The following is a 24,376-nucleotide window of genomic DNA, read 5'->3' as shown; positions in this document are numbered from 1 at the left end:
CCCTAACCCGCTGAAGCCATTACAATTCCGCTCCTGTCTGCCCGAAGAGGCACGGCAGGGGCGACCACAATAACTACAGAGGAAGTCTGGTCATGTACGCAGTACTGGTAACCGGCGGTAAGCAATACCGCGTCGCGCAGGGCGAAACGCTCCGCGTGGAAAAGCTCGAAGTCGAAGCCGGCAACGAGATCAAGTTCGACAACATCCTGATGCTGGGCGACAGCGACGGCATCAAGCTCGGTGACGCGCTGAACGGCGCCACCGTCACCGCGAAGGTCGTGGCCCATGGCCGTGCCGACAAGGTGCGCATCATCAAGTTCCGCCGCCGCAAGCACCACATGAAGCGTCAGGGACATCGTCAGCATTACACCGAAATCGAGATCACCGGCATTGCCGGTGGCGAAAAGAAGTAAGGAGCAGCAGTCATGGCACATAAAAAAGGCGTAGGTTCCTCGCGCAACGGCCGCGACTCCAACCCGAAATACCTGGGCGTGAAGATCTTCGGCGGCCAGGCGATCGAGGCGGGCAACATCATCGTGCGTCAGCGCGGCACCCAGTTCCACCCGGGTTCGGGCGTCGGCCTGGGCCGCGACCACACCCTGTTCGCGCTGGTGAACGGCAAGGTCGAGTTCTCGGTGAAGGGCGCCAAGAAGCGTCGCACCGTGAGCGTGGTGACCGAAGCGGCTACCGCCGAGGCGTAAGCGTTTCGCCTCCAGGGCCTGCGCCACGGCGCGGGCTTGCTGACGAAAGCCCCGCTTCGGCGGGGTTTTTCGTTGGAGGGCCGGGATGGCGGGATTGGGGATTGGGGATTCGCAACGGCGGATCGCTTCAAGTCCTTGCCGTCACCTCGGTTTATCGGGGCCGCTAAACTGCGGTGGCCGGTGTTTTTCCAATCCCGAATCCCGAATCGCGAATCCCAAAATCATGAAGTTGGTAGACGAAGCAGAAATCCAGGTCAGTGCCGGCAATGGCGGCAACGGCTGCATCGGCTTCCGTCGCGAGAAGTTCATCCCGCTGGGCGGGCCGGACGGCGGCGATGGCGGCAACGGCGGCAGCGTGTGGCTGGTCGCCGACGAGAACCTCAATACCCTGGTCGATTTCCGCCACCAGCGCGCGTTCCGTGCGCAGCGCGGCGAGAACGGCATGGGCCGGCAGATGTACGGCAAGGCCGGCGAAGACCTGGTCATCACCGTGCCGGTCGGCACCGTGGTGATCAACGTCGATACCGACGAGACCATCGGCGACCTGGTCGCGCACGGCGACAAGCTGCTGGTCGCGCAGGGCGGCAAGGGCGGCCTGGGCAACATGCATTTCAAGAGCTCGGTGACGCGCGCGCCGCGCAAGGCGACGCCGGGCGAGGAGGGCGAGGAGCGTGCGCTGAAGCTGGAGCTGAAGCTGCTCGCCGACGTCGGCCTGCTCGGCTTCCCCAATGCCGGCAAGAGCACCTTCATCCGCGCGGTGTCCGCGGCCACGCCGAAGGTCGCCGACTATCCGTTCACCACGCTGTATCCGAACCTGGGCGTGGTCAGTGTCGAGGCCTACCGCAGCTTCGTGATCGCCGACATTCCCGGCCTGATCGAGGGCGCGGCCGACGGCGCCGGCCTGGGCGCGCAGTTCCTGCGCCATCTGCAGCGCACCCGCTTGCTGCTGCACCTGGTGGACCTGGCGCCGATGGAAGGCGGCGTGGATGGCGTGTCGCCGACCGAGCAGGTGCGGGCGATCGAGCGCGAACTGGAAAAGCACGACCCGGAGCTGCTGGCCAAGCCGCGCTGGCTGGTGCTGAACAAGGCTGACCTCCTATTCGAGGACGAGGCGCGCACGCTGGCCGAGCAGGTCGTCGCCGAACTCGGCTGGACCCAGCCGTGGTACCTGGTGTCGGCACTGGGCCGCGACGGCACCTGGCCGATCATGAAGGACGTGATGGCGTTCTTCGACCGCCAGCGCGAGGATGCGCTGGAAACGGCCGCCAATGCTGCTCCGGCCGCCGATGCGCTCTGAGCGCGGCGACCGGCCCGGCGCGCGGTTGTCGCCAGCGGATCGCACGCACACGAAAAACCCGGCCGAGGCCGGGCTTTTTCGTAGTGCCGGAAGCGCGAGCGCTTCCGGCAACGACCGCAGCCGGTTAGGCGGCGGTCTTGATCGCCTTGATGCGGGCGGTCAGGCGGCTCTTGTGGCGCGCAGCCTTGTTCTTGTGGATCAGACCGCGCGAGCTGAAACGGTCGAGGATCGGCTGGGCAACGGCGAAAGCGGCTTCGGCGCCGGCGGCGTCGTTGGCGTCCAGGGCCTTGATGACCTTCTTGACGGCGGTGCGCAGCATCGAACGCTGAGCCGTGTTGCGCGCGTTGCGCACGACGGTCTGCTTGGCGCGCTTCTTGGCGGACTTGATATTGGCCACGGTGGTGGTTTCCTGGAAAGCTGTGTGGTGGATAAAAACAAGCGGGAGAGTATGAAGGTTCTAAACAACTGCGTCAAGCCAATTGTCAAGAGGGTCGCTGCATGAGCACGCCGCGCATGCTCCGCGGGCTACTCTCGTTCAGCAGCATGACCATGGTCTCGCGCGTGCTGGGGCTGGTACGCGATCAGGCTATCACCATTTCGTTCGGCGCCAACGCAACCACCGACGCTTTCTGGGTCGCGTTCCGCATTCCGAACTTCCTGCGCCGGCTGTTCGCGGAAGGCTCGTTCGCCACCGCCTTCGTGCCGGTGTTCACCGAAGTCAAGGAAACCCGGCCGCACGCCGACCTGCGCGCGCTGATGTCGCGGGTGTCCGGCACCCTGGGCGGGATCCTGCTGCTGGTCACCGCGCTGGGGCTGATCTTCACCCCGCAGGTGGCGCTGCTGTTCAATCCCGGCTCCAGCGACGATCCGGCCAAGTTCGGGCTGATCGTCGATCTGCTGCGGCTGACCTTCCCGTTCCTGCTGTTCGTGTCGCTGACCGCGCTGGCCGGCGGTGCCTTGAACAGTTTCAACCGCTTCGGCCTGCCGGCGCTGACGCCGGTGATCCTCAACCTGTGCATGATCGCCGGCGCGCTGTGGCTGGCGCCGAAGCTGGAGGTGCCGATCCTGGCGATGGGCTGGGCGGTGCTGGTCGCCGGGCTGCTGCAGCTGCTGTTCCAGTTGCCGGCGCTGCGCGGCATCGACCTGCTGACCCTGCCGCGCTGGGGCTGGAGCCATCCGGACGTGCGCCGGGTGCTGACGCTGATGGTGCCGACCCTGTTCGGCTCCTCGATCGCGCAGATCAACCTGCTGCTGGACACGGTGATCGCCTCGTTCCTGTTCGCCGGCTCGCAGAGCTGGCTGTCGCAGGCCGACCGCTTCCTGGAACTGCCGCTGGGCGTGTTCGGCGTGGCGCTGGGCACGGTGATCCTGCCGGCGCTGTCGCGGCACCACGTCAAGACCGACCATGTCGGCTTCTCCAACGCGCTGGACTGGGGCCTGCGCACCACGCTGCTGATCGCGGTGCCGGCGATGCTGGGGCTGATGCTGCTGAGCCAGCCGCTGGTGGCCACGCTGTTCCAGTACGGCAAGTTCACCGCGTTCGACACGCGCATGGCGGCGATGTCGGTGTTCGGGCTGAGCTTCGGCCTGCCCGCGTTCGCGTTGCTGAAGGTGCTGCTGCCGGCGTTCTACTCGCGCCAGGACACGCGCACCCCGGTGCGCGCCGGCGTGGTCGCGCTGGTCGCCAACATGGTGCTGAACCTGCTGTTCCTGGCGATCCTGTACCACCTGTGGGTGCCGGCCGAGCTGCGCGCGCAGGGCGTGCGCGCGGCGCTGGCGGCGGTGCCGGGCCTGCACCTGGCGCTGGGCCTGGCCAGCGCGGTGGCCAGCTACATCAACCTGTCGCTGCTGTGGCGCTGGCTGCGCCGTGCCGAGGTGTACCGGCCGCGGCCGGGCTGGGCCGGCTATCTGCTGCGGTTGGGCGTGGCCTGCGCGGCGATGGCCGCGGTGCTGGGGCTGGGCCTGCACTGGTTGCCGGGGTTCACCACGATGGACAAGTGGCACCGCATCGGCAGCCTGCTGGCGCTGGTATGTGGTGGTGGGCTGGTGTATCTGCTGGCGTTGCTGGCGCTGGGGTTCCGGCCGCGGGATCTGCGCGAGCATTAGGGGCCGGGATTGGGGATTCGGGATTGGGGATTCGCAAGTGCGGCATTTGCGCTTTCTGTGGGAGGGCTTCAGGCCCCGACGCTCTGCCGGTAAGGCGTCGGGGCTGAAGCCCCTCCTACAGAAGAGCGGTGCTTGCCCGCCCCGGACCGATCGTTTGGCGGGGGTTCCTCCGGCGGCCCTGCTGTCCCGGGTCTTGCCACTCCCCGCTATACTCGACGGTTACGCATCATCGGCTGGCGCACTCCAGCGCCGGCGCTTCGGACCGAGGAATGAGCAGGCTGTTTAGAGACGTCGAGGGCGGGACTTTGTTCCCGCAGGGAAGCGTGGTCTGCATCGGCGCCTTCGATGGCCTGCATCTGGGCCACCGTGCGCTGGTGCGCCATGCGCTGGCGCGTGCCCGCGCGCTGGGCGTGCCGGCGGTGGCGTTGAGCTTCGAGCCGCTGCCGCGCGAGTTCTTCGCGCCGGCCGCGCCGCCGCCGCGGCTGACCCTGGCGCGGGCCAAGGTCGAAGGCCTGCAGCAGCTCGGCGTGGACAGCGTGGGCCTGCTGCGCTTCGACCGGCGGCTGTCGTCGATGAGCGCGCAGGATTTCGTGCAACGCACCCTGGTCGATCGGCTGCAGGCGCGCGAAGTGTGGATCGGGCCGGCGTTCCGTTTCGGCCACAAGCGCGGCGGCGACATCGCGCTGCTGCGCGAGATGGGCGCGCAACTGGGCTTTTCCGCCGGCGAGATCGAGCCGGTGCACCTGCGCGAAGAACGCATCTCCAGCACCCGCATCCGCGAACTGCTGGTGGCCGGCGAATTCGCCCACGCCGCCGATCTGCTCGGCCGCCCGTACGCGATCGACGGCCGCGTGGTGCGCGGCAAGCAGCTCGGGCGCACCCTCGGCTATCCCACCGCCAACCTGCGCTTCCCGCGCACGCCGGCGCTGTCGGGGATCTACGCGACCTGGGTGCATGGAGTGACTGAGCAGCCGTGGCCGTCGGTGTCCAGCTTCGGTACGCGGCCGACGGTGCAGGGTGTGGAGCCGCTGCTGGAAGCGCACCTGTTCGATTTCCACGGCGACCTGTACGGGCGCCACATTTCTGTGGAATTCGTCGCCAAGTTGCGCGACGAAGAAAAATTTTCCGATCTGCCGGCGCTGACCGAACAGATGCACCGCGACGCCGCACTGGCCCGGCGCCTGCTCGCGTCCGCGCAGCGGACCACGCTGCCGCTCGCACAAGCCCGCGCCTCCATACGCGGACTCTCCAATGAAGACAACCGGTAAATCCCCGTGACCCAGGACTACAAAGCCACCCTCAATCTGCCGGCGACGGACTTCCCGATGCGCGGCGATCTGCCCAAGCGCGAGCCGGACACGCTGGCCCGCTGGGAGAGCGAGGGGCTGTACGCGCAGCTGCGCGACAACGCCCAGGGCCGGCCGCTGTTCGTGCTGCACGACGGCCCGCCGTACGCCAACGGCGCGATCCATCTCGGCCACGCGGTCAACAAGATCCTCAAGGACATCATCGTCAAGTCCAAGTACCTGGCCGGCTTCGATGCGCCGTACATCCCGGGCTGGGACTGCCATGGCCTGCCGATCGAGATCGCGATCGAGAAGAAGTTCGGCAAGGTCGGGGTCAAGCTGGATGCGGCGCAGTTCCGGCAGAAATGCCGCGAGTACGCCAACGAGCAGATCGACATCCAGCGCCGCGATTTCAAGCGCCTGGGCGTGATCGGCGACTGGGAAAACCCGTACCGCACGCTCGACTTCCATTTCGAAGCCAACGAGATGCGCGCGCTGGCCCGGATCGTCGACAACGGCCACCTGACCCGCGGCGTGAAGCCGGTGCACTGGTGCTTCGATTGCGGCTCGGCGCTGGCCGAGGCGGAGATCGAATACGCCGACAAGCAGTCGCCGACCGTGGACGTGGCCTACACCGCGCGCGATGGCGCGGCGCTGGCCGCCGCGTTCGGCGTCGCGCTGCCGGAAGGTGTCGAAGTCGCGGTGCCGATCTGGACCACCACGCCATGGACGCTGCCGGCCTCGCTGGCGGTGTCGCTGGGGCCGGACCTGAGCTACGCCCTGGTCGAAGGCCCGGCGCACGACGGCCGCCGCCGCTGGCTGGTGCTGGCCGATGCGCTGGCCGAGCGCGCGCTGCAGCGCTACGGCGTGGCCGAGGTGGTGGTGCATGGTCGTGTCGCTGGCGCAGCGCTGGAAAACCAACTGCTGGCGCATCCGTTCTACGACGAGCGCGACATTCCGCTGATCCTGGGCGACCACGTCTCCGACGAGGACGGTACCGGCGCGGTGCACACCGCACCCGGACACGGCCAGGAAGACTACGTGGCGGCCAAGCAGTACGGGCTGATCGAGCGCTATACCGCCGCGCAGATCAATCCGATCGACGGCCGCGGCGTGTATCTGCCTTCGACCCCGCCGGCCGACGGCGTGGTGCTGGCCGGGCTGCACATCTGGAAGGCCAACGACACCATCGCCGAGGTGCTCGCCGCGCGCGGCGCGCTGCTGGCGCACGCGAGCATGGTCCACAGCTACCCGCATTGCTGGCGGCACAAGACCCCGATCGCGTTCCGCGCCACCCCGCAGTGGTTCATCTCGATGGAGCAGGCCAACCTGCGCGCCGACGCGCTGAAGGCGATCGAGGGCGTGCACTGGTATCCGTCCTGGGGCCAGGCGCGTATCGCCGGCATGGTCGCCGGGCGTCCGGACTGGACCATCTCCCGGCAGCGCACCTGGGGCGTGCCGATCGCGCTGTTCGTGCACCGCGAGACCGGCGAGCCGCATCCGCGCAGCACCGAACTGATGCGCCAGGTCGCCGACCGCGTCGAGGAGAGCGGGGTGGACGTGTGGTACACGCTCGACGCCGCCGAACTGCTCGGCGACGAAGCCGCCGACTACGACAAAATCACCGACATCCTCGACGTGTGGTTCGATTCGGGCGTGACCCACGAGGCGGTGCTGGCCGAGCGCGGCATTCCCAAGCCGGCCGACCTGTACCTGGAAGGTTCGGACCAGCACCGCGGCTGGTTCCAGTCCTCGCTGTTGACCGGCGTGGCGCTGGACCAGGCGGCGCCGTACCGGCAGTGCCTGACCCACGGCTTCACCGTGGACGAGCACGGCCGCAAGATGTCCAAGTCGCTGGGCAACGGCATCGAGCCGCAGGACATCATGAAGACCCTGGGCGCGGACATCCTGCGCCTGTGGATCGCCTCCAGCGACTACAGCAACGAGATGTCGCTGTCGCAGGAGATCCTCAAGCGCAACTCCGACGCCTACCGGCGCCTGCGCAACACCGCGCGCTTCCTGCTCGGCAATCTGCACGGCTTCAATCCGGCCGCGCACCTGCGCACCCTGCCGGAACTGGTGGCGCTGGACCGCTGGATCGTGCATCGCGCCTACGAGGTGCAGGAGCAGATCAAGGCCGCCTACGCGCGCTACGACTTCGCCGCGATCGTGCAGGCGCTGCTGAACTTCTGCAGCGTGGACCTGGGTTCGTTGTACCTGGACGTGACCAAGGACCGGCTGTACACGATGCCGGAGGACTCGCACGGCCGGCGTTCGGCGCAGAGCGCGATGTTCCATGTCGCCGAAGCGTTCGTGCGCTGGATCGCGCCGATCATGAGCTTCACCGCCGACGAACTGTGGGGCTACCTGCCCGGCGCGCACGTCGGCAACGTGCTGTTCGCGACCTGGTACGAAGGCCTGGCGCCGCTGCCGGAGGATGCGCCGCTGAGCGCGGCCGATTTCGATCAACTGCTGGCGCTGCGCGAGCAGGTGGCCAAGGTGCTGGAGCCGATGCGCGGCAACGGCGTGATCGGCGCGGCGCTGGAGGCGGAGATCACCGTCGCCGCCGACGCGGCCACGGCCGCCAAGCTGCAGCCGCTGCAGGAGGAATTGCGCTTCCTGTTCATCAGCGGCGACGTGGTGGTGCGCGAAGCCAGTACCGACGAGATCTTCGTCAGCGCCCAGGCCACCGGCAAGCAGAAGTGCGTGCGCTGCTGGCACCACCGCGCCGATGTGGGCGTGGATCCGGCGCACCCGGAACTGTGCGGCCGCTGCGTCGGCAACATCGACGGACCGGGCGAGGAGCGCACCTGGTTCTGATCCGTTCCTGCGCGGCGGCGGCGGTGCCTTCGCCGTCGCCGTCGTGACTTACGCCGCGTCGTTGTCTTTCATACCCATCCTTCGCCCAAGGCGGACCCCGCGCATGACCGTACGACCCAAACCCTCCGCGCTGATCTGGCTGCTGCTGTCCGCGCTGGTGATCGGCCTGGACCAGTGGAGCAAGGCCTGGGTGCTGTCCAGCCTGCCCGAGTTCACCGCGGTGCCGGTGATCGACGGCTTCTGGAACTGGTACCGCACCTACAACACCGGCGCCGCGTTCAGTTTCCTGAGCCAGGCCGGCGGCTGGCAGCTGTGGTTCTTCACCGCGCTGGCGGTGGGCATCAGCGGCCTGCTGGCCTGGTGGCTGGCGCGCACCCCGCGCGGCGACTGGCGCAGCGCCATGCCTTACGCCCTGGTCATCGGCGGCGCGATCGGCAACGTCATCGACCGGCTGATGCACGGCCATGTGGTCGATTTCATCCAGTGGTACGTGGGCGAGCACTACTGGCCCTCGTTCAACATCGCCGACTCGGCGATCGTCGCCGGTGCCGTGGGCATCGCCCTGTTCGGCGTGTTCGACGGCAAGTCGAAGCGAAAAGCGGGATAATTGGAGCCATGGACGTCCTGCTCGCCAATCCCCGTGGTTTCTGCGCCGGCGTCGACCGTGCGATCGAGATCGTCAAACGCGCCATCGAGACCCTGGGCGCGCCGATCTACGTGCGCCACGAGGTGGTGCACAACCGCTTCGTGGTCGACGACCTGAAGCAGCGCGGCGCGATCTTCGTCGAGGAACTGGACGAGGTGCCCGACGGCAACACGGTCATCTTCAGCGCCCACGGCGTGTCCCAGGCGGTGCGCCAGGAGGCCGAGCGGCGCGGGCTGAAAGTGTTCGACGCGACCTGCCCGCTGGTCACCAAGGTCCATTTCGAAGTGGCCCGGCACTGCCGCGCCGGCCGCGACGTGGTGCTGATCGGCCACGCCGGCCACCCGGAAGTGGAGGGCACGATGGGCCAGTGGAACCGCGAACGCGGCGCCGGGCGCATCTACCTGGTCGAGGACATCGAACAGGTCGCCACGCTGGACATCCAGCAGCCGGAGAACCTGGCCTACACCACCCAGACCACGCTGTCGGTGGACGACACCCGCGGCATCATCGACGCGCTGCGCGAGCGCTACCCGGCGATGCAGGGACCGAAGAACGACGACATCTGCTACGCCACCCAGAACCGCCAGGACGCGGTGCGCGACCTGGCCAGGCAATGCGACCTGGTGCTGGTGGTCGGCTCGCCGAACAGCTCCAATTCCAACCGGCTCAGCGAGCTGGCGCGACGCGACGGGGTGGAGTCCTACCTGATCGACGGCGCCGAGGAGATCGACCCGGCCTGGGTCGCCGGCAAACACCGCATCGGCCTGACCGCCGGCGCCTCCGCCCCACAGGTGCTGGTGGATGGGGTCATCGCGCGGCTGCGCGAGCTGGGAGCCGACGGCGTCGGCGAACTGGCGGGCGAACCGGAGTCGATGGTGTTCGCCCTGCCCAAGGAACTGCGCCTGCGCCTGGTCAATTGACCGGCGGCCGGCGCCCCCCTAGAATTGGCGGTTCAGCCGGAATAGCTCAGTTGGTAGAGCGGCGCATTCGTAATGCGTAGGTCGTAGGTTCGATTCCTATTTCCGGCACCAGATGCAGCGAAAAACCCTGGCCTTGGTCGGGGTTTTTTGTTGGCATTGTTCGAGTTTGGTTTCAAGAATTGATGAGTCGGGAGCGAGTTGGCTGCTGCTGAGTGTGCTCACATTTTTCACATTGCCTGAGTCTGTTCACGCCATTTTCGGCCCGCTCTTGCTTGGATCATCCGGACCGCGATCATGCGCTTGCGCGAGTTCTTGCAAACGGGACTGCTCCTGCATATCGCGAGTCTGATTGGCAGCCAGGTATTGTTGTTGCGCCGATGCGGCCAGCGCCTCGCTCGTCGGCATTTGAGCTCGGTTGGCGTAGGGATCGGGCGATGCTCCAGGGCCGGAACGCATGACGAACATGGTTTCGCCTGCCGATTGCGTGGCTGTAGGCAGGTTCAACGCAACCGCCACTTTGTCATCGGGTTTGAATCCCGCCTCCACCGCCATCTTGTATGCGCTGGCGACCATCCGGTCACTGAGCTCGTTCCAAGGCTTGTTGGCCTTTTCATCGAGTCCGGCGACAGATGAACGTAATTGCTCCACCATCGCGGCATCTTCGGGCCTTGGGCCGGACGGGTCGGGCCCGCCGCTATGTTTTTGCGGGGCTGCCTGAGGGCGTGCGTCGCCACCGCCCGGTCCGCTCAGGGTGATCCCAAGCTGACCGCTCTGGAAATTCTCGATGACCGCCCGTTCCCGTGGCGCCTGATCGGAGGCCTGCGTGTCGGTGATCGAGAGGTTGTCGTGTTCCAGGGTGTAGATGAAGCGCCCATCTTCGCTGCGGTAGGTATTGGCGGGATCGGATTCCGAGCGTCTGCCACCCGTCAGCTCCTGCCCGCCCCAGCGCACTTCGCCCAGGCCGTCGCTGTCCTTCACGGTGTCGCCGGCGCCGATCACGTATGTGTCGTGGCCTTCGCCACCTTCCATCCGGTCGCGGCCCTGCCCGCCGATCAGGATGTCGTTACCACGGTGGGAGCGCAGGGTGTCGTCACCGCCTCCGCCAATCAGCAAGTCGTTGCTTTCGACTTCTGTATTGCCACGCATCCTTTTGGAATCTATGGTCGTGGCATGATTTTCGTCGACTGCTTGAGAGGTATTGTTGCGCTGGTCTGGGCGAAGATTGCCGGTACGAAGTTCTCTTCCTGGATCAAGATAGATTGCAGTGGTGGCGAAATCTTCATTTCGTAACCGATCCGCCAACTCAGGATTTTCTGTTCTAAGTTCTTCCAGTAGTTTGTTTCTGGCAGGCTCTAGGGCGGAAGCGAGGGTCTGAACATGCCCATACTCTTGTATTAGGTCAGGGTAGTTGGCGTCGGCCTGCGCAATGGCGCTTCTTCTGGCCTGATTACCATCCAGGTCAACTCCCCAATTTCGTTCGTTCTCCAAAATGTCGTCGCGATGAAGCTGGAACATCCTATAGACGTTGCGGGCCTCCTCAGGGGTGACATTTAGCGGGTCATCGTAGAGGCCGAAAATCTGGGACTCCATGTTGCGGCGCGCGCGAATACCAAATTCGTTGTTGGTGCCAATTGCGGCTGTGCCGAAGCTGTTGTATCGCACCTGATACCATGCTTCCGCGCGGTCGCCATCACTGATCGCATCGTTGAACCCTTGCATGTGGGTTGCCATGCGCCCGGTTCCGCGGTTATATGTGATTGACACCACCGCCGCCCGCTCATCCGAAAAGGGCATGTTTAGATTGGTTGCATGCCCTTCGTATCTTGAGAGGCTGGCATTCTCCAACAAGCTCCTAGCTTCTTCTTGAGTAATTTGGACGCCAAATGCGAGTCCCATCGCAGTTTTTTGGCCGGCTGGCGCTGCGTCAATAGCTCTCAATTGCTGGCGTTCTGCTTGGGACAGCTGTACGCCTGCTCGATCCCATAGCTCTAAATTGTTGCTACGGTTGAATGTATAGCCGAATCCAATCGTGGCCATGTTATCGCCTGCGTCGTATGGCCCAGCGCGGTAGCCTTCAAAGTTCTGGATCATCACGCTGGCGCGGCGGCGATACTCTTCTTCTGTCCGCTCCTGGTAGTTGATTGGCATGTGCCTCTCCTTTGGCCTGTTTAACTGATATCCGTGCAATTATTAGGGTAACGAAGATTTTCTCTCTATTGCCCTCCCGGGCACGATTTCATTTCCTTCACAAATACTACTCGCGCTCTGGTAGCTGTGGTTTTGCAAGCGCTGATAAGCATGGGGCGCATCGAGCCCCCTTCTTCTGCTTCCGTCTCTTCGTTACATGCTTTGTCACGCTCAGCTTCCCAAGCGGCTTGAGCACCATCTATCTGGACTCGACATTGTGGCAAGGATTCCCGCTTGGCCTTGAGTGCAGCATCGAGGTCGAGGTCTGATGCGACAAAGTCTCGAAAAGCGCAGATGTTCATGCTGAGCTGTGTTCGATCACAGTCATTTAGTAGCTGCTGCAGTTCTGTTGGGGGGATTCGGCTGCGGCTGGAGAGCTCCTCCATAATCGTGGATTGGTGGGTGGCGCATGCAACCAACCCAGAACACATCGCCAGGAACATACCTGCGACTGCACCGGCTGTTCTTTTTGAGCAGATTCCGGTTGCCATGGGGAGCCTCCATCTTGATGTCCTGTGGAGGGCAGTCTAGTCAGAGATTGACCCCGGTTCCACTTGTTCGGTGTAGGATTTTCCTTACTGTGGCATCGGAGAACATCCCGATAGCTGTTCGAGCCTTGGTGTTTGGAGTCCGGGATTGACGATGTCGCTGTCGGTCAGATGTTGGGCATCAGCGGATGGCGTTGATTTTCTGTTCTGCGACGCTTCTTCCCGTCGAGGCCTATGCTGCCCCGGGGCAATCCATGCCGGGTCGTAACAAGACAAAGAACTGCCGTCGAACTGACGACCGGGGCAGTCGTCGATCGATCATTGCGCCTGGGTAGTAGCAGGCAGCGAGCAAGTGGTTTCCCCAGGGCCCTGCTTGCGCTTCCACTGCCACGTCGCCACGGTTTCGCCGCGTGGCTTGTACGAGACCGTCAACGGCTTGCCATCCCGCAGCAACTGCAAAGTGAGGATGCCGTCCTGTTCGCCCTGCAACTGATCCTGGCCGACCGGGCGGGTGATTTCGTCGCCGTTGCGCACGCCGGCCTTGGCAGCGGCCGAGCCGGGGATCAGGTCGCGGACGATGCGTGGGGATTCGGTCAGCACCGCGGGGGCGAAGCCTAGTTCGTAGCGGCGCATGGGTTGGGAGATGCGTTCGAAGCAGGGGCCGAAGGCGTCGCTGGCCGGTAGCGGTGCGGCGCCGTCGAGCATGGCGTGCAGTTGGCGGACCGCTGTTTCGCCGAGGTTGTCGCGCAGCAGTGCTTCCCAGTCGGCGATGCCGAGCGGCTTGTCGCCTTGCCGGCGATGCAGCATCGCCAGGATCAGGTCGTCCAGGGATTTGCGGCCGCCGCTGGCCTTGCGCAGGGCGTCGTCGACGGTGACGAAGTACAGGAAGCCGCGGTCGTAGGGCAGGGTGCGGATGCGGGTGTCCTGCCAGAACTTCGTCGCCACGTCGCTGTTGGGGGCGCTGCCGAGAAGGTTGGTGTAGTAGCGGGCGGCGGTGTAGTTGAGGTCCTTCAGGAACGCGTCGGCGTCGATCATGCCGTAGCGGAACGGCAGGCGCGCCTGGTAGAACACCGCCGTGCCTTCGTTGAACCAGGCATCGGCGAGGCTTTCGCCGTCGTACTGCGAACTCATGTGCGGCTGGAAGGTGTGGAACATCTCGTGGGCGAGGGTCAGTTCCAGCTGTTGCGGGTCGTTGCCGCGGTCGTCGTCGTAGGTGACGACGAAGGAGTTGTACATGCCCATGCCGCCGCCGGGGTTGACCCGATTGCGGCGCAGGAACACGCCGTAGGGCGTGGCCGGCACGGCGAAGAACGCCTGGTAGTGCTGGCGCAGCCGTTGGGTCCAGGTCAGCAGTTTTTCCGCGTCGAACGGGGTGTTGCCCTGCCAGGCGGAGAAGAAGCCGGTGGCGTCGGGCGCCTGCGGGTACAGGCCGATCCTGCCGGCCATGAAGTAGCTGCTGTCCAGCGCTTCCATGCCGACGTCGTGGGCGTTGCGGTCCTGCAGGCTGCTGACGGCGTGCGCGCCTGCGCCAAGTGCCGACAGGTCCCAGTGCAGGTCGATGTCGTGCCGGCCGCTGGTCGGATGCAGCAGGAAGGTGGCGCCGGCGCCGGAGAACGCGCCTTCCTCGCTGCGCAGTTCGATCGGCGGTGCGGCGCCGCGCGCGGCCAGCGCTTCGGTCATCGCCGCGCGATAAGAGAAACGCAGGATGCCGGCGACAGCGCGATTGGCGTACCACTCGCGCTGCCGGGCTGGGCCTTCGCCCTGGTCGCGATAGCGCAGCTGCAACGCGCCGCGGTCGTCGCGCGCGGCCAGTTCGCCAACGCTGGCAGCGATGGTGGGCACGTTGCTGGTCACGTGCGGCATCGCCAGCACGGTGGTGCCGGCCGGGGTGGCCGGCAGCGGGATGGCTTCGTCCACCAGCAGTGCTTCGATCCTGCTGCCGGCGGTGTCCGCTTGCGCGTGGATGGTGATCGCGTACGGCGCATCGGTCGCGGCCATGGCCGGAGACGCGGCCGCGGCGAGGGCCAGGAACAGGTAGCGGTGGCGTGGCATCTTCATCGGCAAGGATCGCAGCAGGTGGGGATCAGGGCGAACAACGGGCGGCCAGCGCCGGATCGACGGCGAAGCGCCAGGCGTCCACGCGCGCGCTGCGCGGCAGGTAGTCCACCTGCAGCGGCTTGCCGTCGCGCTCCAGTTTCAGCTGCATATGCATGTGCTCGTCGGCCATCGCCTGTTCCAGCGGGGTGTATTCGACGATGCGGTCGTTTTCCTGCACGCCGGCACGGGCCGCGGCAGACTCGGGCAGCAGGTTCTTGACCACGCCCATGCGCATGCGGTCGAAGCCGAGTTCGAACGGCTGGTGCGGCGCCGGCACCACGCGATAGCAGCCGAACACCGGCGCGGGCGGCACGATCAGCTTGCCGGCGACCATCGCGTCGAAGTCGCTGCCGGCGCCGGCGCCGAGTTCGCGCACCACCATCGCGCGCCATTCGCGCACGCCGATGGTGTCGCCGGCGCGCTGGCGCTTGAGCACTTCCAGCACCAGGTCGTCCACCGAATGCGCCTGCCGGCCGTGCTGGCGCAACTGCGCATCGACGCTCACCAGGTACATGAAGCCGCGGCCGTACGGCACGCGCTGGGCGCGCGCGTCCTTCCAGAAGCGTTCGCCGGCGGCGCTGTTGTCGAGCGCGCGGAACGGGTTGTCGTAGTAGCCGTCGGCGCGGTGGTTGATCGCCTGCAGGAAGGCGTCCTTGGCGTACACGCCGGCGCGCAGCGACAGCAGCAGCGAGTAGAACTCGGCGGTGCCTTCGGTGTACCAGGCGGTGAGCGCGTGTTCCTCGCCGTCGAGCTTGGGCCAGGTGTGGGCCATTTCGTGCGCCAGCAGCGCCTGCGGGCCCTCGGCGATGGTCTGGCCCTGCGGCCCGTAGCCGAACATGAAGGAGTGCGCCAGGCCGGTGCCGCCGCCGGCCGGGTACGGGTTGCGGCGGGCGAAGGCGCGATAGGCCGAGCCGTCGTCGCCGAAGAAGCGCGCCATGTAGCGGTACAGCTGGCCGGTCTGCTTGGCCAGCAGCTGCGCGTCGAACGGCGGGGTGTCCATCCAGTAGAAGTGGAAGACGTCGTCGTCGTTTTCCGGTACCCGGTGCATCGCGCCGACGGCGTAGTAGGAGAAGCGCAGCAGGTCGGTCGGCCCGGTCGTGCGTTGCTCGCCTTCGCCGACGCTCCACACGCCGCGCGCGCCGGCCGGCAGTGCGCTCAGGTCCCAGCGCAGGTGGATCTGGCGCGGCGCCTCGCCCGGCGGCAGCGCCATGAAGTAGACGCCGGCGCCCATCAGGCCGCCGTCCTGCGCGCGCAGGTCGAACAGCGGGCCGTTGCGGGTGTCGGCATCGACCTTGCGCGGCGGCGTGGCGTAGTCCACGTCGACGTCGCCGACGCTGGCGCGGGTGGCGAGGTAGTTGCGGTACTTGCCGGACGGGTCCGGCGCTTCGTCGACGGCGCGCAGCGGCAGGGCGCCGCGCGCGTCGCGCACCTGGATCTGTTCGGCGCTGTAGGCGGCGGTCGGCGTGGACACCAGCTCCACCGGCATGCGCAGCAATGGCGCGCCCGCGGCGACCTTGGGCGTGGGCAGGTGCAGGTGCACCTGCAGCGCGCCGATCTGGCCGGCGTCGGCCTTGGGCGTTAGCACCACGTCCAGCGGAACTGGGGCGGCCGGTGGTTCGGCGGCAAGCGCGGCGCAGGCCGGCGCCAGCAGCAGGGCGAGGGGGAGCCAGCGGGAGGTGCGTGCGGTCATGGTTTGGCCTGGGGCAGGTAGGCGATGCATTCGATTTCCACCTTGGCGCCCAGCGCCAGGGCGTTGGCGCCGATGGCGCTGCGTGCGGGCAGGTGGCCGGGTTTGAAGCGGCGCACGTACAGGGCGTTGAACGCGGGCCATTGCGCCATGTCGGTCAGCATCACCGTGCACTTGGCGATGTCGTCCATGCCGGCGCCGGCCAGGGCCAGGGCGCTGGCGACGTTGTCCAGCGCGTTGTTGGCCTGGGCGCTGAACTCCTCGGGCAATCCGCCCTGCGCGGCGCTGCCGATCTGGCCGGAGACGTAGAGCGTGTCGCCGGCACGCACCGCGGCCGAGAACGGCGCGCCGGGCGCGGTGCCGTAGTGGTGCAGCGCTGCCGGCGCGGCCTGTGCGGTCCATGGCAGCAGCGTGCACAGCAGTAGCAACGGGAGTCGCTTCATGACAGGGCCTCGATCAGGCGTTCGACATCGTCGCTGCCGTTGTAGAACGACGGCGACACACGGAAGTAATTGCGGTACAGGGTGACTTCGACGCCGGCCGCCTTCAGCTTCGGCGCCAGCCGCTTGCCGACGTCGCGCTGGGCGAAGGACACCAGCGCAGAGCTGGAATCCGGCGGGGTCATCGGGTCGAAGCCCAGCCGCGGGATCGCGGCGTGCAGGCGCGCCAGCAGCGGTTGCCGCCATTGGCGGATGCTGTCCACGCCGATGCGCTCGATCAGTTCCAGCGAGGTCGCCAGCGCGGCGGCGGCGGAATTGTTGAGCGTGCCGACTTCGATCTTGCCGGCCAGGCCGCCGATCGCCTGCGTTTCCAGCGGCGGCTCGCCGGGCGGGTCGAACGGCAGGAGGTGCGAGACCGTCTCGCCCTCCTGGCGGTAGCCCCAGACGATCTGCCGCAAGGCGTCCTGGCTGGCGCGGCGCGCATACATCACGCCCAGGCCGAAGTCGCCCATCAGCCACTTGTAGGTGGAGCTGGCGGCGAAGTCCACGCCGCTGCCGTGCAGATCGATCGGGGTGTTGCCGGCGGCCTGGATCAGGTCGGCGTAGACCAGCGCGCCGCGGCTGTGGGCCAGGTCGCAGACCGCCTTGAGGTCGTGCTGGAAGCCGTTGACACTGGACACCAGGGTCAGCGCGACCAGGCGCGTGCCCGGGGTGATCGCCTTGTCCAGATCCTCCAGGCGGATGCGGTTGTCGTGCGGGCGCACCACCTGCACGTCGAGGCCGCGCTTGGCCAGTTCCATGTACATGAACAGCGAGCCGTTGAAGTGGTAGGCGTCGGTGACCACGCGCTGGCGGCTGTGCGGAATGCCGAGGCCGTTCAACACCAGGTTCTCGCCGACCATGGTGCTGGGAATCCACGCCAGTTCGTCGCGGTCGGCATGCAGCAGCCGGCCCAGCGCGGCCATCGCGCGCTCGCGGTCGCCGCCCATGTCGACCTTGTCGGCATTGGCGTTCATCAGCCGCGCATCGAGGAAGCCGCGTTGCGCCTGCGCGGCGGCGCGGCTGACCGGGTGCATGTAGGCGCCGTTGAGATAGCAGCCGGCGATCTCGAAGGCATTGCCGAGGCCTTGCAGGCCGCGTGCGGGCGTGGGCGCGGTGGCCGCAGCGGCGGTTGTCGCGTTGCTGGTGCCGGCGAGGCCGGACAGCGCGGCGGACAGCGGCAGCGCGCCGGCGGCCGCCAGCAAGTGCCGGCGGGTGGGATCGAAACGGGGCGAGCGCGTGTCCATGGTGGCGTTCCGGCAGGCGAGGGTCAGTTCAATGCAGTTCGGCTTCGGCTTCGATCTCGACCGGGATGCCGAACGGAAGCTCGGCCATGCCGACCGCGCTGCGCGCATGTTGGCCCAGTTCCGGCCCCCACAGCGCCAGCAGCAGGTCCGAGCAGCCGTTGATCACGTTCGGCAGGCGCTGGAAGCCGGGCGCGCAGCGGACCATGCCGAACACGCGCACCCAGCGCTTGACGCGGTCCAGGCTACCCAGGCTGCGTTCCAGGCTGGCCAGCATCGACAGGGCGGTGGCGCGCGCGGCGGCATAGCCCTGGGCTTCGTCCAGTTCGTCGCCGACGCGGCCGACGCCGCCGGCCATGCTGCCGTCGACGTGTTGCGGGCCGTGGCCGGAGATCAGCACGCGGGTGCCGATCACGTGCACCGGCGCGAACGGCAGGATCACTCCGTCGGATACGCGCAGCGGTGGCGGCAAGATCATGCCGAGCGCACGCAGGCGCGCGCTCACGGTGTCGGAGGGGAGGACGTGCGGGGTCTGCATGGGATGCGGGATCGGGTTCATTGAAGTGTCTTCGGGGCCGGCGCGAACGGGGCCACGCCCAGGGCGCGGTAGATCTCGGCGGGCAGGTACAGGGTCTGGTCCTTCACCACCAGCGCGGGCTGGCGGATCGCGGAGATGTCGGTGGTCGGATCGCCGGGCAGCAGCACGAAGTCGGCCTGCTTGCCCGGATGCACGCTGCCGAGCCGGTCGGTGCGGCCGAAATGCAGCTCGCTCTGCCAGGTGCCGGCGCGCAGCGCCTGCTGCGGGGTCAGCCCGGCGGCGACGTACAGTTCCAGTTCGCGGTGCACGGTGAAGCCGGTGCTGTCGTCGGTGCCGGGCAGCAGCACGGTGCCCTGGCGATGCAGGCGGCCGATCAGTTGCAGGGTCTTGTCCAGCGCGCGGCGGTACTGCGCGTCGGCCTGCGCATCGAGATCGGGGACGAAGGTGCGCTGGCGGTAGCGCTGGTAGGCGATCGGCATGTGCGACAGGTACGGCGCATCGGCGGGCAGCACGCTGCCGGCACGGCTCAGCATCAACCGTTCCACGATCACCTCGGTGGTGTCCAGGGCGATGTCGCGCTGGCGCATCAGCTCCAGCGTGTGGCGCACGTTCGGCGCGTCGAGGTCGAGGTCGGCCACGCGCCGCATCGCGGTCAGCCGCAGCGGCGTGCGCGTGTCTTCTTCGGGCGAGAGCACCCAGCCGAGCATCAGCTGGTTGATGTGGGTGATCTCGTCGTAGCCGGCGGCGATCATCGCGTCGGCGTTGGTGAAGGCCGGGATGTGGCCGGTGACGCCCATGCCCAGCGCATGCGCGCGTTCGGCGATCGGCGCCACCCAGGCCGGGTTCATCGAGTTGTAGAGCTTGATCTGCCAGTAGCCGTGGGCCTTGTACCAGGCGACGTCCTTCAGCGCGTCGTCCAGCGTATCGACGACGAAGCCGTTGCGCGCCGAATACGGGCTGCGGCCTTCCAGGAAGCCATTGCGCACGATGCGCGGGCCGGCGATCTCGCCGCGTTCGATGCGCGCGGTCAGGTCGAGCAGGAAGGCGTTGTCGTTGCCCATGTCGCGGGTGTTGGTGACGCCCGCGGCGAGGTACCACAGCCCGGAGGACAGGGTGCTGTGCGAATGCATGTCGTGCAGGCCGGGGATCACCGTGCCGCCGTTGCCGTCGTAGACGCTGTCGCCGGGCGCCGGCTGCCAGCGCGCGTCCATCGAGACGATGTGCCCGTCGGCGACGTGCAGGTTCACCGCGTCGCTGCGCAGTCCGTTGACCGGATCGAACACATGCACGTTGCGCAGCCACAGATCGCGCGTCAGCGGATGCGCGAGCTGGCGCTGCAAGGCCTGCGCATGCGCGAACTGCTGCGCCTTCACCGCATCGGCGATGGTCGCCACCTGCGCCTGGTAGCCGTCGCGGATCGCCACGGCGTCGTCGTCGATGTCGGCCAGCAGCGCGTCGTCGGCATCGACGGCGAGGTAGTGTGGTTCCAGGTCCAGGCCGGACAGCCGCAGCAGCCGCGCCTGCAGCGGCGGCGCCCCGGCCTGGCCCTGCAGCGCCAGCGTGCCGACCAGTTCCAGCTGCATGCGGCCGCTGGGCAGCACGTCCAGGGCATGGTCGGGTGCGGCCAGCAAGGCCTTGGCGTAGGTCCACATCGCCCAGGGGCTGCTGTCGTTGGCGATGTATAGCTTCGGTTGCGGCTGCTGCTTGCGGCCGCTGTCGGCCTGGCTGCTCCATTCGGCGATGCCGTCGCGCCATTGATAACGCTCGGCGACCTTGCCGCCCATCAGCGAGGTGCCGGCGATCGACCACGCCAGCGGCAGCGCATGCGCGCCGAGCACGATGGTCTCGTGGTGCTTGGGGCCGCGGCCGTTGTTGTCGACGTGGTAATCGACCTCGTAGGTGTCGCCGTCGGCCGTGGCCTTCAGGTAGCCGACGTTCTCGCCGTTGGCGATCAGCACCAGCGATTGCGGCGCGGTGGCGGCGCGCGCGGCGTGGCCGGCGAACGTGCAGGCGATGGCGAGGGCGATGGACAGCGGCAGCGTGCGGCTCATTGTAGGAAGTCCTTCAGCAGGCCGTGCAATTGCGGGCGCAATGCGTCTTCCGCGAACACCGCATGGCCGCCGGGCAGCAGGCGGAAATCGATGCGCGCCGGATCCAGGGCGCTGTGGTGCAGCGCGTACCAGGGGCCGAGCGCGGGCACGGCCAGGTCGTAATAGCCGTTGAGCGCCAGCACATGGAAGCCGGGATTGGCCTGCGCCAGGCGGGCCAAGTTCGGTGTGGGATTGAAGCGCAGCGCGCTGCCGAACGGGCGCGGGCCGGCGCCATCGTCGGCGCTGAAGCGCCAGGCCATGGCGATGTCGATGTCCAGGCTGACATAGTCGCGCGGCAAACCAGCGCCGAACAGGCCGTGCAGGTAGTCGGCCATCAGCGCGGAGGTGATCTGGTTGCTGCGGCCCAGGCCGAGCGCCGGATCGTTGGCGGCCGAGGGCCGGCCGTTGTCCGCCGCTTGCGGCGCCGGCAGCGGCGCGGCGACGCGGCTGTCGAGCCGGCCGATCTGCCGGCCGTCGGCGGCGAGCACGCCGAGCCGGAAGCTTTCCACGTCCGGGCGCAGGTCCGCCGCCAGCAGCGTTTGCGCCGGCAGGCCCAGCAGCGCGGCCAGGCGCGCAGCGATGCGGCTGCGTGCGTCGGCCGGCAGGGCGCTGCCCTGCAGCAGGGCCTGCGCGTAATCGCCGAGCGCGAACGTACGCGCCTGCGCATAGACGCTTTCCACCGGTTGTCCGGCCAGCTCGCCCTTGCCGTGGGCGGCGGCGGCGACGATCAGCGAGGGAAGGTCGAACACAGCGCGCAGGTCGTTGCCGGGGCTGTCGTCGCCGCTGCTGGCATCGAGCAGCGGCGAGACCAGCAGCACGCCGGCCGGACGCAGGTCGGCGATGTCCGCGGCGAGCAGGGCGAGCCGGTAGCCGCCGTAGCTTTCGCCGGCGATGTATAGCGGCGCGCGTTCGCGTCCGTGCGTCTTCAGCCAGTGCCGAATCATCGCCTCCACCGCCTTGGCGTCGCCGTGGTCGGACCAGTAGCGCGCGCGTGCGGCGGCATCGGTAGGGGCCTGGCTGAAGCCGGTGCCGGGCGGATCGATGAACACCAGGTCGGCGACGTCGAGAATGCTGTGCGAATTGGCGATCAGGCGCTGCCGTTTGCCGTCGCGCACGCGCAGCCGCGGGCCGAGGCCTTCGACCTGCAGCACCGACGATGCGCCCGGCCCGCCGTTGAAGGCGAACAGCACCGGCCGCGTGTCGTCATCGGTACGCTCGGCCAGATAGCCGATGGCGCTGATCGAGGCGACGCGGGCGCCGTCGGCGCCGGCGAAATCTAGTTGGTCGAAGCTGACCCGATAACGCAGCCGCTGCTCGCCGAGGCGGGCCTGCTGCGGGCTGGACAGCAGAGTCGGTTTCGGCAGCGGCGCCGCGTCGTCGGCGGCTGCGGCGAACGGCAGCGCCGCGCACAGCAGCAGGGCCAGGCCGTGGATCCATTTCATCGAGGAATTCCGCAACTGGAAGAAGGGCCGGCCGCCGTGCGGCGGCCGGCGATGCGCATCAATAATCCCAGGCCAGGGTCAGGCCGACCGTGCGCGGCTGGATCAGCGTCGCGCCGAGCGGCGAGCTGGCCAGCGAGCCGCGGCGGTTGGCGTTGATGTAGCCGACCTCGTCGGTGAGGTTGCGCACGTACAGCGTGGCGCTCCAGGCCTGGCCCTGTACGCCGGCGTTGAGGCCGACGGTGGTGTAGCTGGGCAGGTGGATACGCGGGATGCTGGCCGAGGTGGTGAACTCCATGTCGCGATCGCCCATGTAGGCCACGTCGGCGCCGGCGAAGCCTTCCAGGTTGCTGCCCAGCGGGAAATAGCGCTTGAGCGAGGCCGAGGCGCTGTTGCGCGCCGAGTACGGCAGGCGATTGCCGTCCTTGCCGTAGGCGGAGGAACCCTCGGTGTAGCCGGGGATGTCCTGCGCCAGGGTGGCGTCGGTGTAGGCGTAGCTGGCGGTGACCTTCCAGTCGGCCGACGGCACCCAGTTGACCGACAGCTCCAGGCCCTGGCTGCTGGCCTTGCCGGCATTGGTGGTATAGCTGCTGCCCAGGGTCGGCTCCACCTGCGAGATCTGCAGGTCGCTCCAGTCGATGTAGAACAGCGCCGCATCCAGGCTCAGCGAGTGGTCCAGCAACTGGGTCTTCAGGCCCAGCTCGTAGCTCCACAGGCTGTCGGAGTCGTAGGAGAACGGGACGTTGGCCACCAGGGTGCCGTTGCTGCCGCCGGCACGGTAGCCGGAGGCCACACGCAGGTAGGTCATCAGCTCGTCGTTGAAGCGGTAGCGCGGCGAGAACAGGTAGGTGGTGGCGCTGTCCTTGTTGCTGTCGAAGCTCTGGTTCGGATCCTGCAGCAGGCCGCCGGTATCGCTGTTCTCGCGCAGGCTGTTGCGCGCATAGCGGGCGCCGAACTGGACATCGAACTGCGGGGTGAAATGGTAGGTGCCGTCGGCGTACACCGCCTTCTCGCGGTAGCTGCTGTCGCCCAGCGAGACCAGCAGCGGGAAGTCGCGGTAGATGGTGCCGCTGGTCTTGTCGGCGATGTAGAAGTTCTGCGTGCTCTTGGCTTCCTCGTCGCTGTAGAACGCGCCGACCTGCCAGTCCAGCGCATGCTCGCCCTGCGAGACCAGGCGCACTTCCTGGGTGGTGCGGTCGGTGTTGTAGCGGTTGTCGATCAGCGAACTGGGGTTGTCGCTGTCCAGGCCGAAGATGCCGGCGAACACCGGCGCGAGCCGGCCGATGGTGGTGTAGCCCACGTCCTGGTAGGCGCGGCTGCGGTGCTGGGCGTAGCCGCTGATGCTGTCCAGCATCGCCCAGCCCAGATCCCAGCTGACCTTGGTGGTGTAGAAGCGCACCTGGCCCTTGAAGGTGTCGCCGCCGCTGATGCGGTCGTGGCCGTACTGGCCGTACAGCGGATGCAGGTCGGGATCGGTGTCGACCACCGAGCTGGAGCCGGTCTCGGTGTCCTGGAACAGCGCCGAGGAACGCACGGTCACCGTGTCGCTGACGTTCCACAGCGCCGAGACGCGGCCGCCGCGCACCTGGCTGTCGTTCTCGTCGCCGCTGTTGGTGTTGTGCACGAAGGCCGGGTCCTGGCGCTGGAACAGGCTGACCCGCAGCGCGAAGCGGTCGGAGAACGGCAGGTTCACCGAGGTGCGCGCGTTGTAGCCGGAACCGCCGTGCGCGGCCGTGGAGCCGCCGGCCTCGACCCGGCCGAAGGTCGCGCTGGTGTCCGGATCGGTCATCACGTACTTGATCAGCCCGCCCATGCTGCTGGCGCCGTACAGCGTGCCCTGCGGGCCGCGCAGCACTTCGATCTGCTGCAGGTCGGACGGATCGAGATCGGGGATCGCGCCGGTGCTGAGCGCCGACCCGTAAGGCACGTCGTCGATGACGATGCCCGAGGTCGGACGGCTACCGAGGCCGGAATCGGTGGCGATGCCGCGCAGCACGATGTTGCTGCTCATCGGCGACTGGATGTAGGACAGGCCGGGCAACTGCGCGAAATAGTCGGCCAGCTTGTAGCTGCCTTCGCTGCTCATCTTCTCGGTGTTGAGTACCTGGATCGACATCGGCACGTCCTGCAGCCGCTCGCTGCGCTTCTGCGCGGTCACGGTGATGGTGTCCAGCTGCTTGGCCGCTGTGGCGCCGTCGTCTTGGGCGAGCGCGATGGACGGCAGCAGCAGGAGCGCGCTGGCCGGGCAGCACAGGGCGCGCGAAATGAACTGGGAGAGACGGTTGCGGCGGGCTACGGATGACATGGGCGGGACTCGTCTGGCGGGCGGTGGGCGGGATGGGTGGAGCGCG

At 67.4% G+C, this 24,376-nt stretch carries 19 protein-coding genes and 1 tRNA gene; 9 read left to right on the top strand and 11 right to left on the bottom strand.

Annotated elements, in window-relative coordinates; all coding sequences use genetic code 11:
- Positions 1–92: 92 nt before the first annotated feature.
- The 3 genes from rplU to cgtA all read left to right on the top strand — a co-directional run bounded on the left by rplU (position 93) and on the right by cgtA (position 1,998).
- Positions 93–413, top strand: a complete 321-nt coding sequence (gene rplU, locus HEP75_RS15155) for a 50S ribosomal protein L21 (protein ID WP_003468913.1) — start codon at positions 93–95, stop codon at positions 411–413.
- Between the two features lie 12 nt (positions 414–425).
- Positions 426–701 carry a 50S ribosomal protein L27 gene (gene rpmA / locus HEP75_RS15150; protein ID WP_003479072.1) on the top strand — a complete coding sequence of 92 codons (276 nt, stop codon included), beginning with the start codon at positions 426–428 and terminating at the stop codon, positions 699–701.
- A gap of 223 nt (positions 702–924) precedes the next feature.
- A complete protein-coding gene (gene cgtA / locus HEP75_RS15145) occupies positions 925–1,998 on the top strand; it encodes an Obg family GTPase CgtA (protein ID WP_185824081.1) in 1,074 nt (357 codons plus the stop codon).
- Positions 1,999–2,122: 124 nt separating this feature from the next.
- Here cgtA and rpsT read toward each other — a convergent pair whose 3' ends face one another.
- Positions 2,123–2,395 carry a 30S ribosomal protein S20 gene (gene rpsT / locus HEP75_RS15140; protein ID WP_003469619.1) on the bottom strand — a complete coding sequence of 91 codons (273 nt, stop codon included), beginning with the start codon at positions 2,393–2,395 and terminating at the stop codon, positions 2,123–2,125.
- A gap of 116 nt (positions 2,396–2,511) precedes the next feature.
- Between rpsT and murJ the strand changes: the two genes are divergently transcribed.
- The 6 genes from murJ (at position 2,512) to HEP75_RS15110 (ending at position 9,887) form a co-directional block, all read left to right on the top strand.
- Positions 2,512–4,104, top strand: coding sequence for a murein biosynthesis integral membrane protein MurJ (murJ, locus tag HEP75_RS15135; protein ID WP_185816652.1), 1,593 nt, complete (start codon positions 2,512–2,514; stop codon positions 4,102–4,104).
- Positions 4,105–4,373: 269 nt separating this feature from the next.
- Positions 4,374–5,372 carry a bifunctional riboflavin kinase/FAD synthetase gene (locus HEP75_RS15130; protein ID WP_185824080.1) on the top strand — a complete coding sequence of 333 codons (999 nt, stop codon included), beginning with the start codon at positions 4,374–4,376 and terminating at the stop codon, positions 5,370–5,372.
- A gap of 6 nt (positions 5,373–5,378) precedes the next feature.
- Entirely contained in the window at positions 5,379–8,210 is a 2,832-nt protein-coding gene (gene ileS / locus HEP75_RS15125; protein WP_185824079.1) for an isoleucine--tRNA ligase, read from the top strand.
- Between the two features lie 103 nt (positions 8,211–8,313).
- Entirely contained in the window at positions 8,314–8,817 is a 504-nt protein-coding gene (lspA, locus tag HEP75_RS15120; RefSeq protein ID WP_185824078.1) for a signal peptidase II, read from the top strand.
- Positions 8,818–8,825: 8 nt separating this feature from the next.
- Entirely contained in the window at positions 8,826–9,776 is a 951-nt protein-coding gene (gene ispH / locus HEP75_RS15115) for a 4-hydroxy-3-methylbut-2-enyl diphosphate reductase (RefSeq protein ID WP_185824077.1), read from the top strand.
- A 35-nt stretch (positions 9,777–9,811) separates the two neighbouring features.
- Positions 9,812–9,887 (top strand) — tRNA-Thr (locus tag HEP75_RS15110).
- A 135-nt stretch (positions 9,888–10,022) separates the two neighbouring features.
- On the opposite strand, the gene HEP75_RS15105 is transcribed toward HEP75_RS15110, so the two are convergent.
- The 10 genes from HEP75_RS15105 to HEP75_RS15060 all read right to left on the bottom strand — a co-directional run bounded on the left by HEP75_RS15105 (position 10,023) and on the right by HEP75_RS15060 (position 24,330).
- Positions 10,023–11,924 (bottom strand): XVIPCD domain-containing protein, encoded by a 1,902-nt coding sequence (locus HEP75_RS15105; protein WP_185824076.1) that lies wholly within the window; start codon positions 11,922–11,924, stop codon positions 10,023–10,025.
- Between the two features lie 65 nt (positions 11,925–11,989).
- The gene (locus HEP75_RS15100; RefSeq protein WP_185824075.1) at positions 11,990–12,454 is read right to left on the bottom strand and encodes a lysozyme inhibitor LprI family protein; all 465 of its coding nucleotides are present in this window, start codon (positions 12,452–12,454) and stop codon (positions 11,990–11,992) included.
- 315 nt (positions 12,455–12,769) lie between these two features.
- Positions 12,770–14,509 (bottom strand): peptidase M61, encoded by a 1,740-nt coding sequence (locus tag HEP75_RS15095; RefSeq protein ID WP_185824074.1) that lies wholly within the window; start codon positions 14,507–14,509, stop codon positions 12,770–12,772.
- Between the two features lie 25 nt (positions 14,510–14,534).
- Entirely contained in the window at positions 14,535–16,238 is a 1,704-nt protein-coding gene (locus tag HEP75_RS15090) for a hypothetical protein (RefSeq protein ID WP_185824073.1), read from the bottom strand.
- Positions 16,235–16,678, bottom strand: a complete 444-nt coding sequence (locus tag HEP75_RS15085; RefSeq protein ID WP_185824072.1) for a RidA family protein — start codon at positions 16,676–16,678, stop codon at positions 16,235–16,237. Before HEP75_RS15085 ends, HEP75_RS15090 begins: the two co-directional genes overlap by 4 nt.
- The gene (locus HEP75_RS15080) at positions 16,675–17,961 is read right to left on the bottom strand and encodes an aminotransferase class V-fold PLP-dependent enzyme (protein ID WP_185824071.1); all 1,287 of its coding nucleotides are present in this window, start codon (positions 17,959–17,961) and stop codon (positions 16,675–16,677) included. The genes HEP75_RS15085 and HEP75_RS15080 overlap by 4 nt, the downstream gene beginning before the upstream one ends.
- A gap of 28 nt (positions 17,962–17,989) precedes the next feature.
- Complete coding sequence (locus tag HEP75_RS15075) at positions 17,990–18,517, bottom strand: RidA family protein (protein ID WP_221899271.1); 528 nt, start codon at positions 18,515–18,517, stop codon at positions 17,990–17,992.
- Positions 18,514–20,547 carry an amidohydrolase family protein gene (locus HEP75_RS15070; RefSeq protein ID WP_185824069.1) on the bottom strand — a complete coding sequence of 678 codons (2,034 nt, stop codon included), beginning with the start codon at positions 20,545–20,547 and terminating at the stop codon, positions 18,514–18,516. Before HEP75_RS15070 ends, HEP75_RS15075 begins: the two co-directional genes overlap by 4 nt.
- Complete coding sequence (locus HEP75_RS15065) at positions 20,544–22,028, bottom strand: peptidase S10 (RefSeq protein WP_185824068.1); 1,485 nt, start codon at positions 22,026–22,028, stop codon at positions 20,544–20,546. The genes HEP75_RS15070 and HEP75_RS15065 overlap by 4 nt, the downstream gene beginning before the upstream one ends.
- 58 nt (positions 22,029–22,086) lie before the next feature.
- Positions 22,087–24,330, bottom strand: a complete 2,244-nt coding sequence (locus HEP75_RS15060; RefSeq protein ID WP_185824067.1) for a TonB-dependent receptor — start codon at positions 24,328–24,330, stop codon at positions 22,087–22,089.
- Positions 24,331–24,376 lie beyond the last annotated feature (46 nt).

The sequence above is a fragment of the Xanthomonas sp. SI genome (assembly GCF_014236855.1).
GTDB lineage: Bacteria > Pseudomonadota > Gammaproteobacteria > Xanthomonadales > Xanthomonadaceae > Xanthomonas_A.
This window is presented reverse-complemented; position numbering and strand designations above follow the sequence as displayed.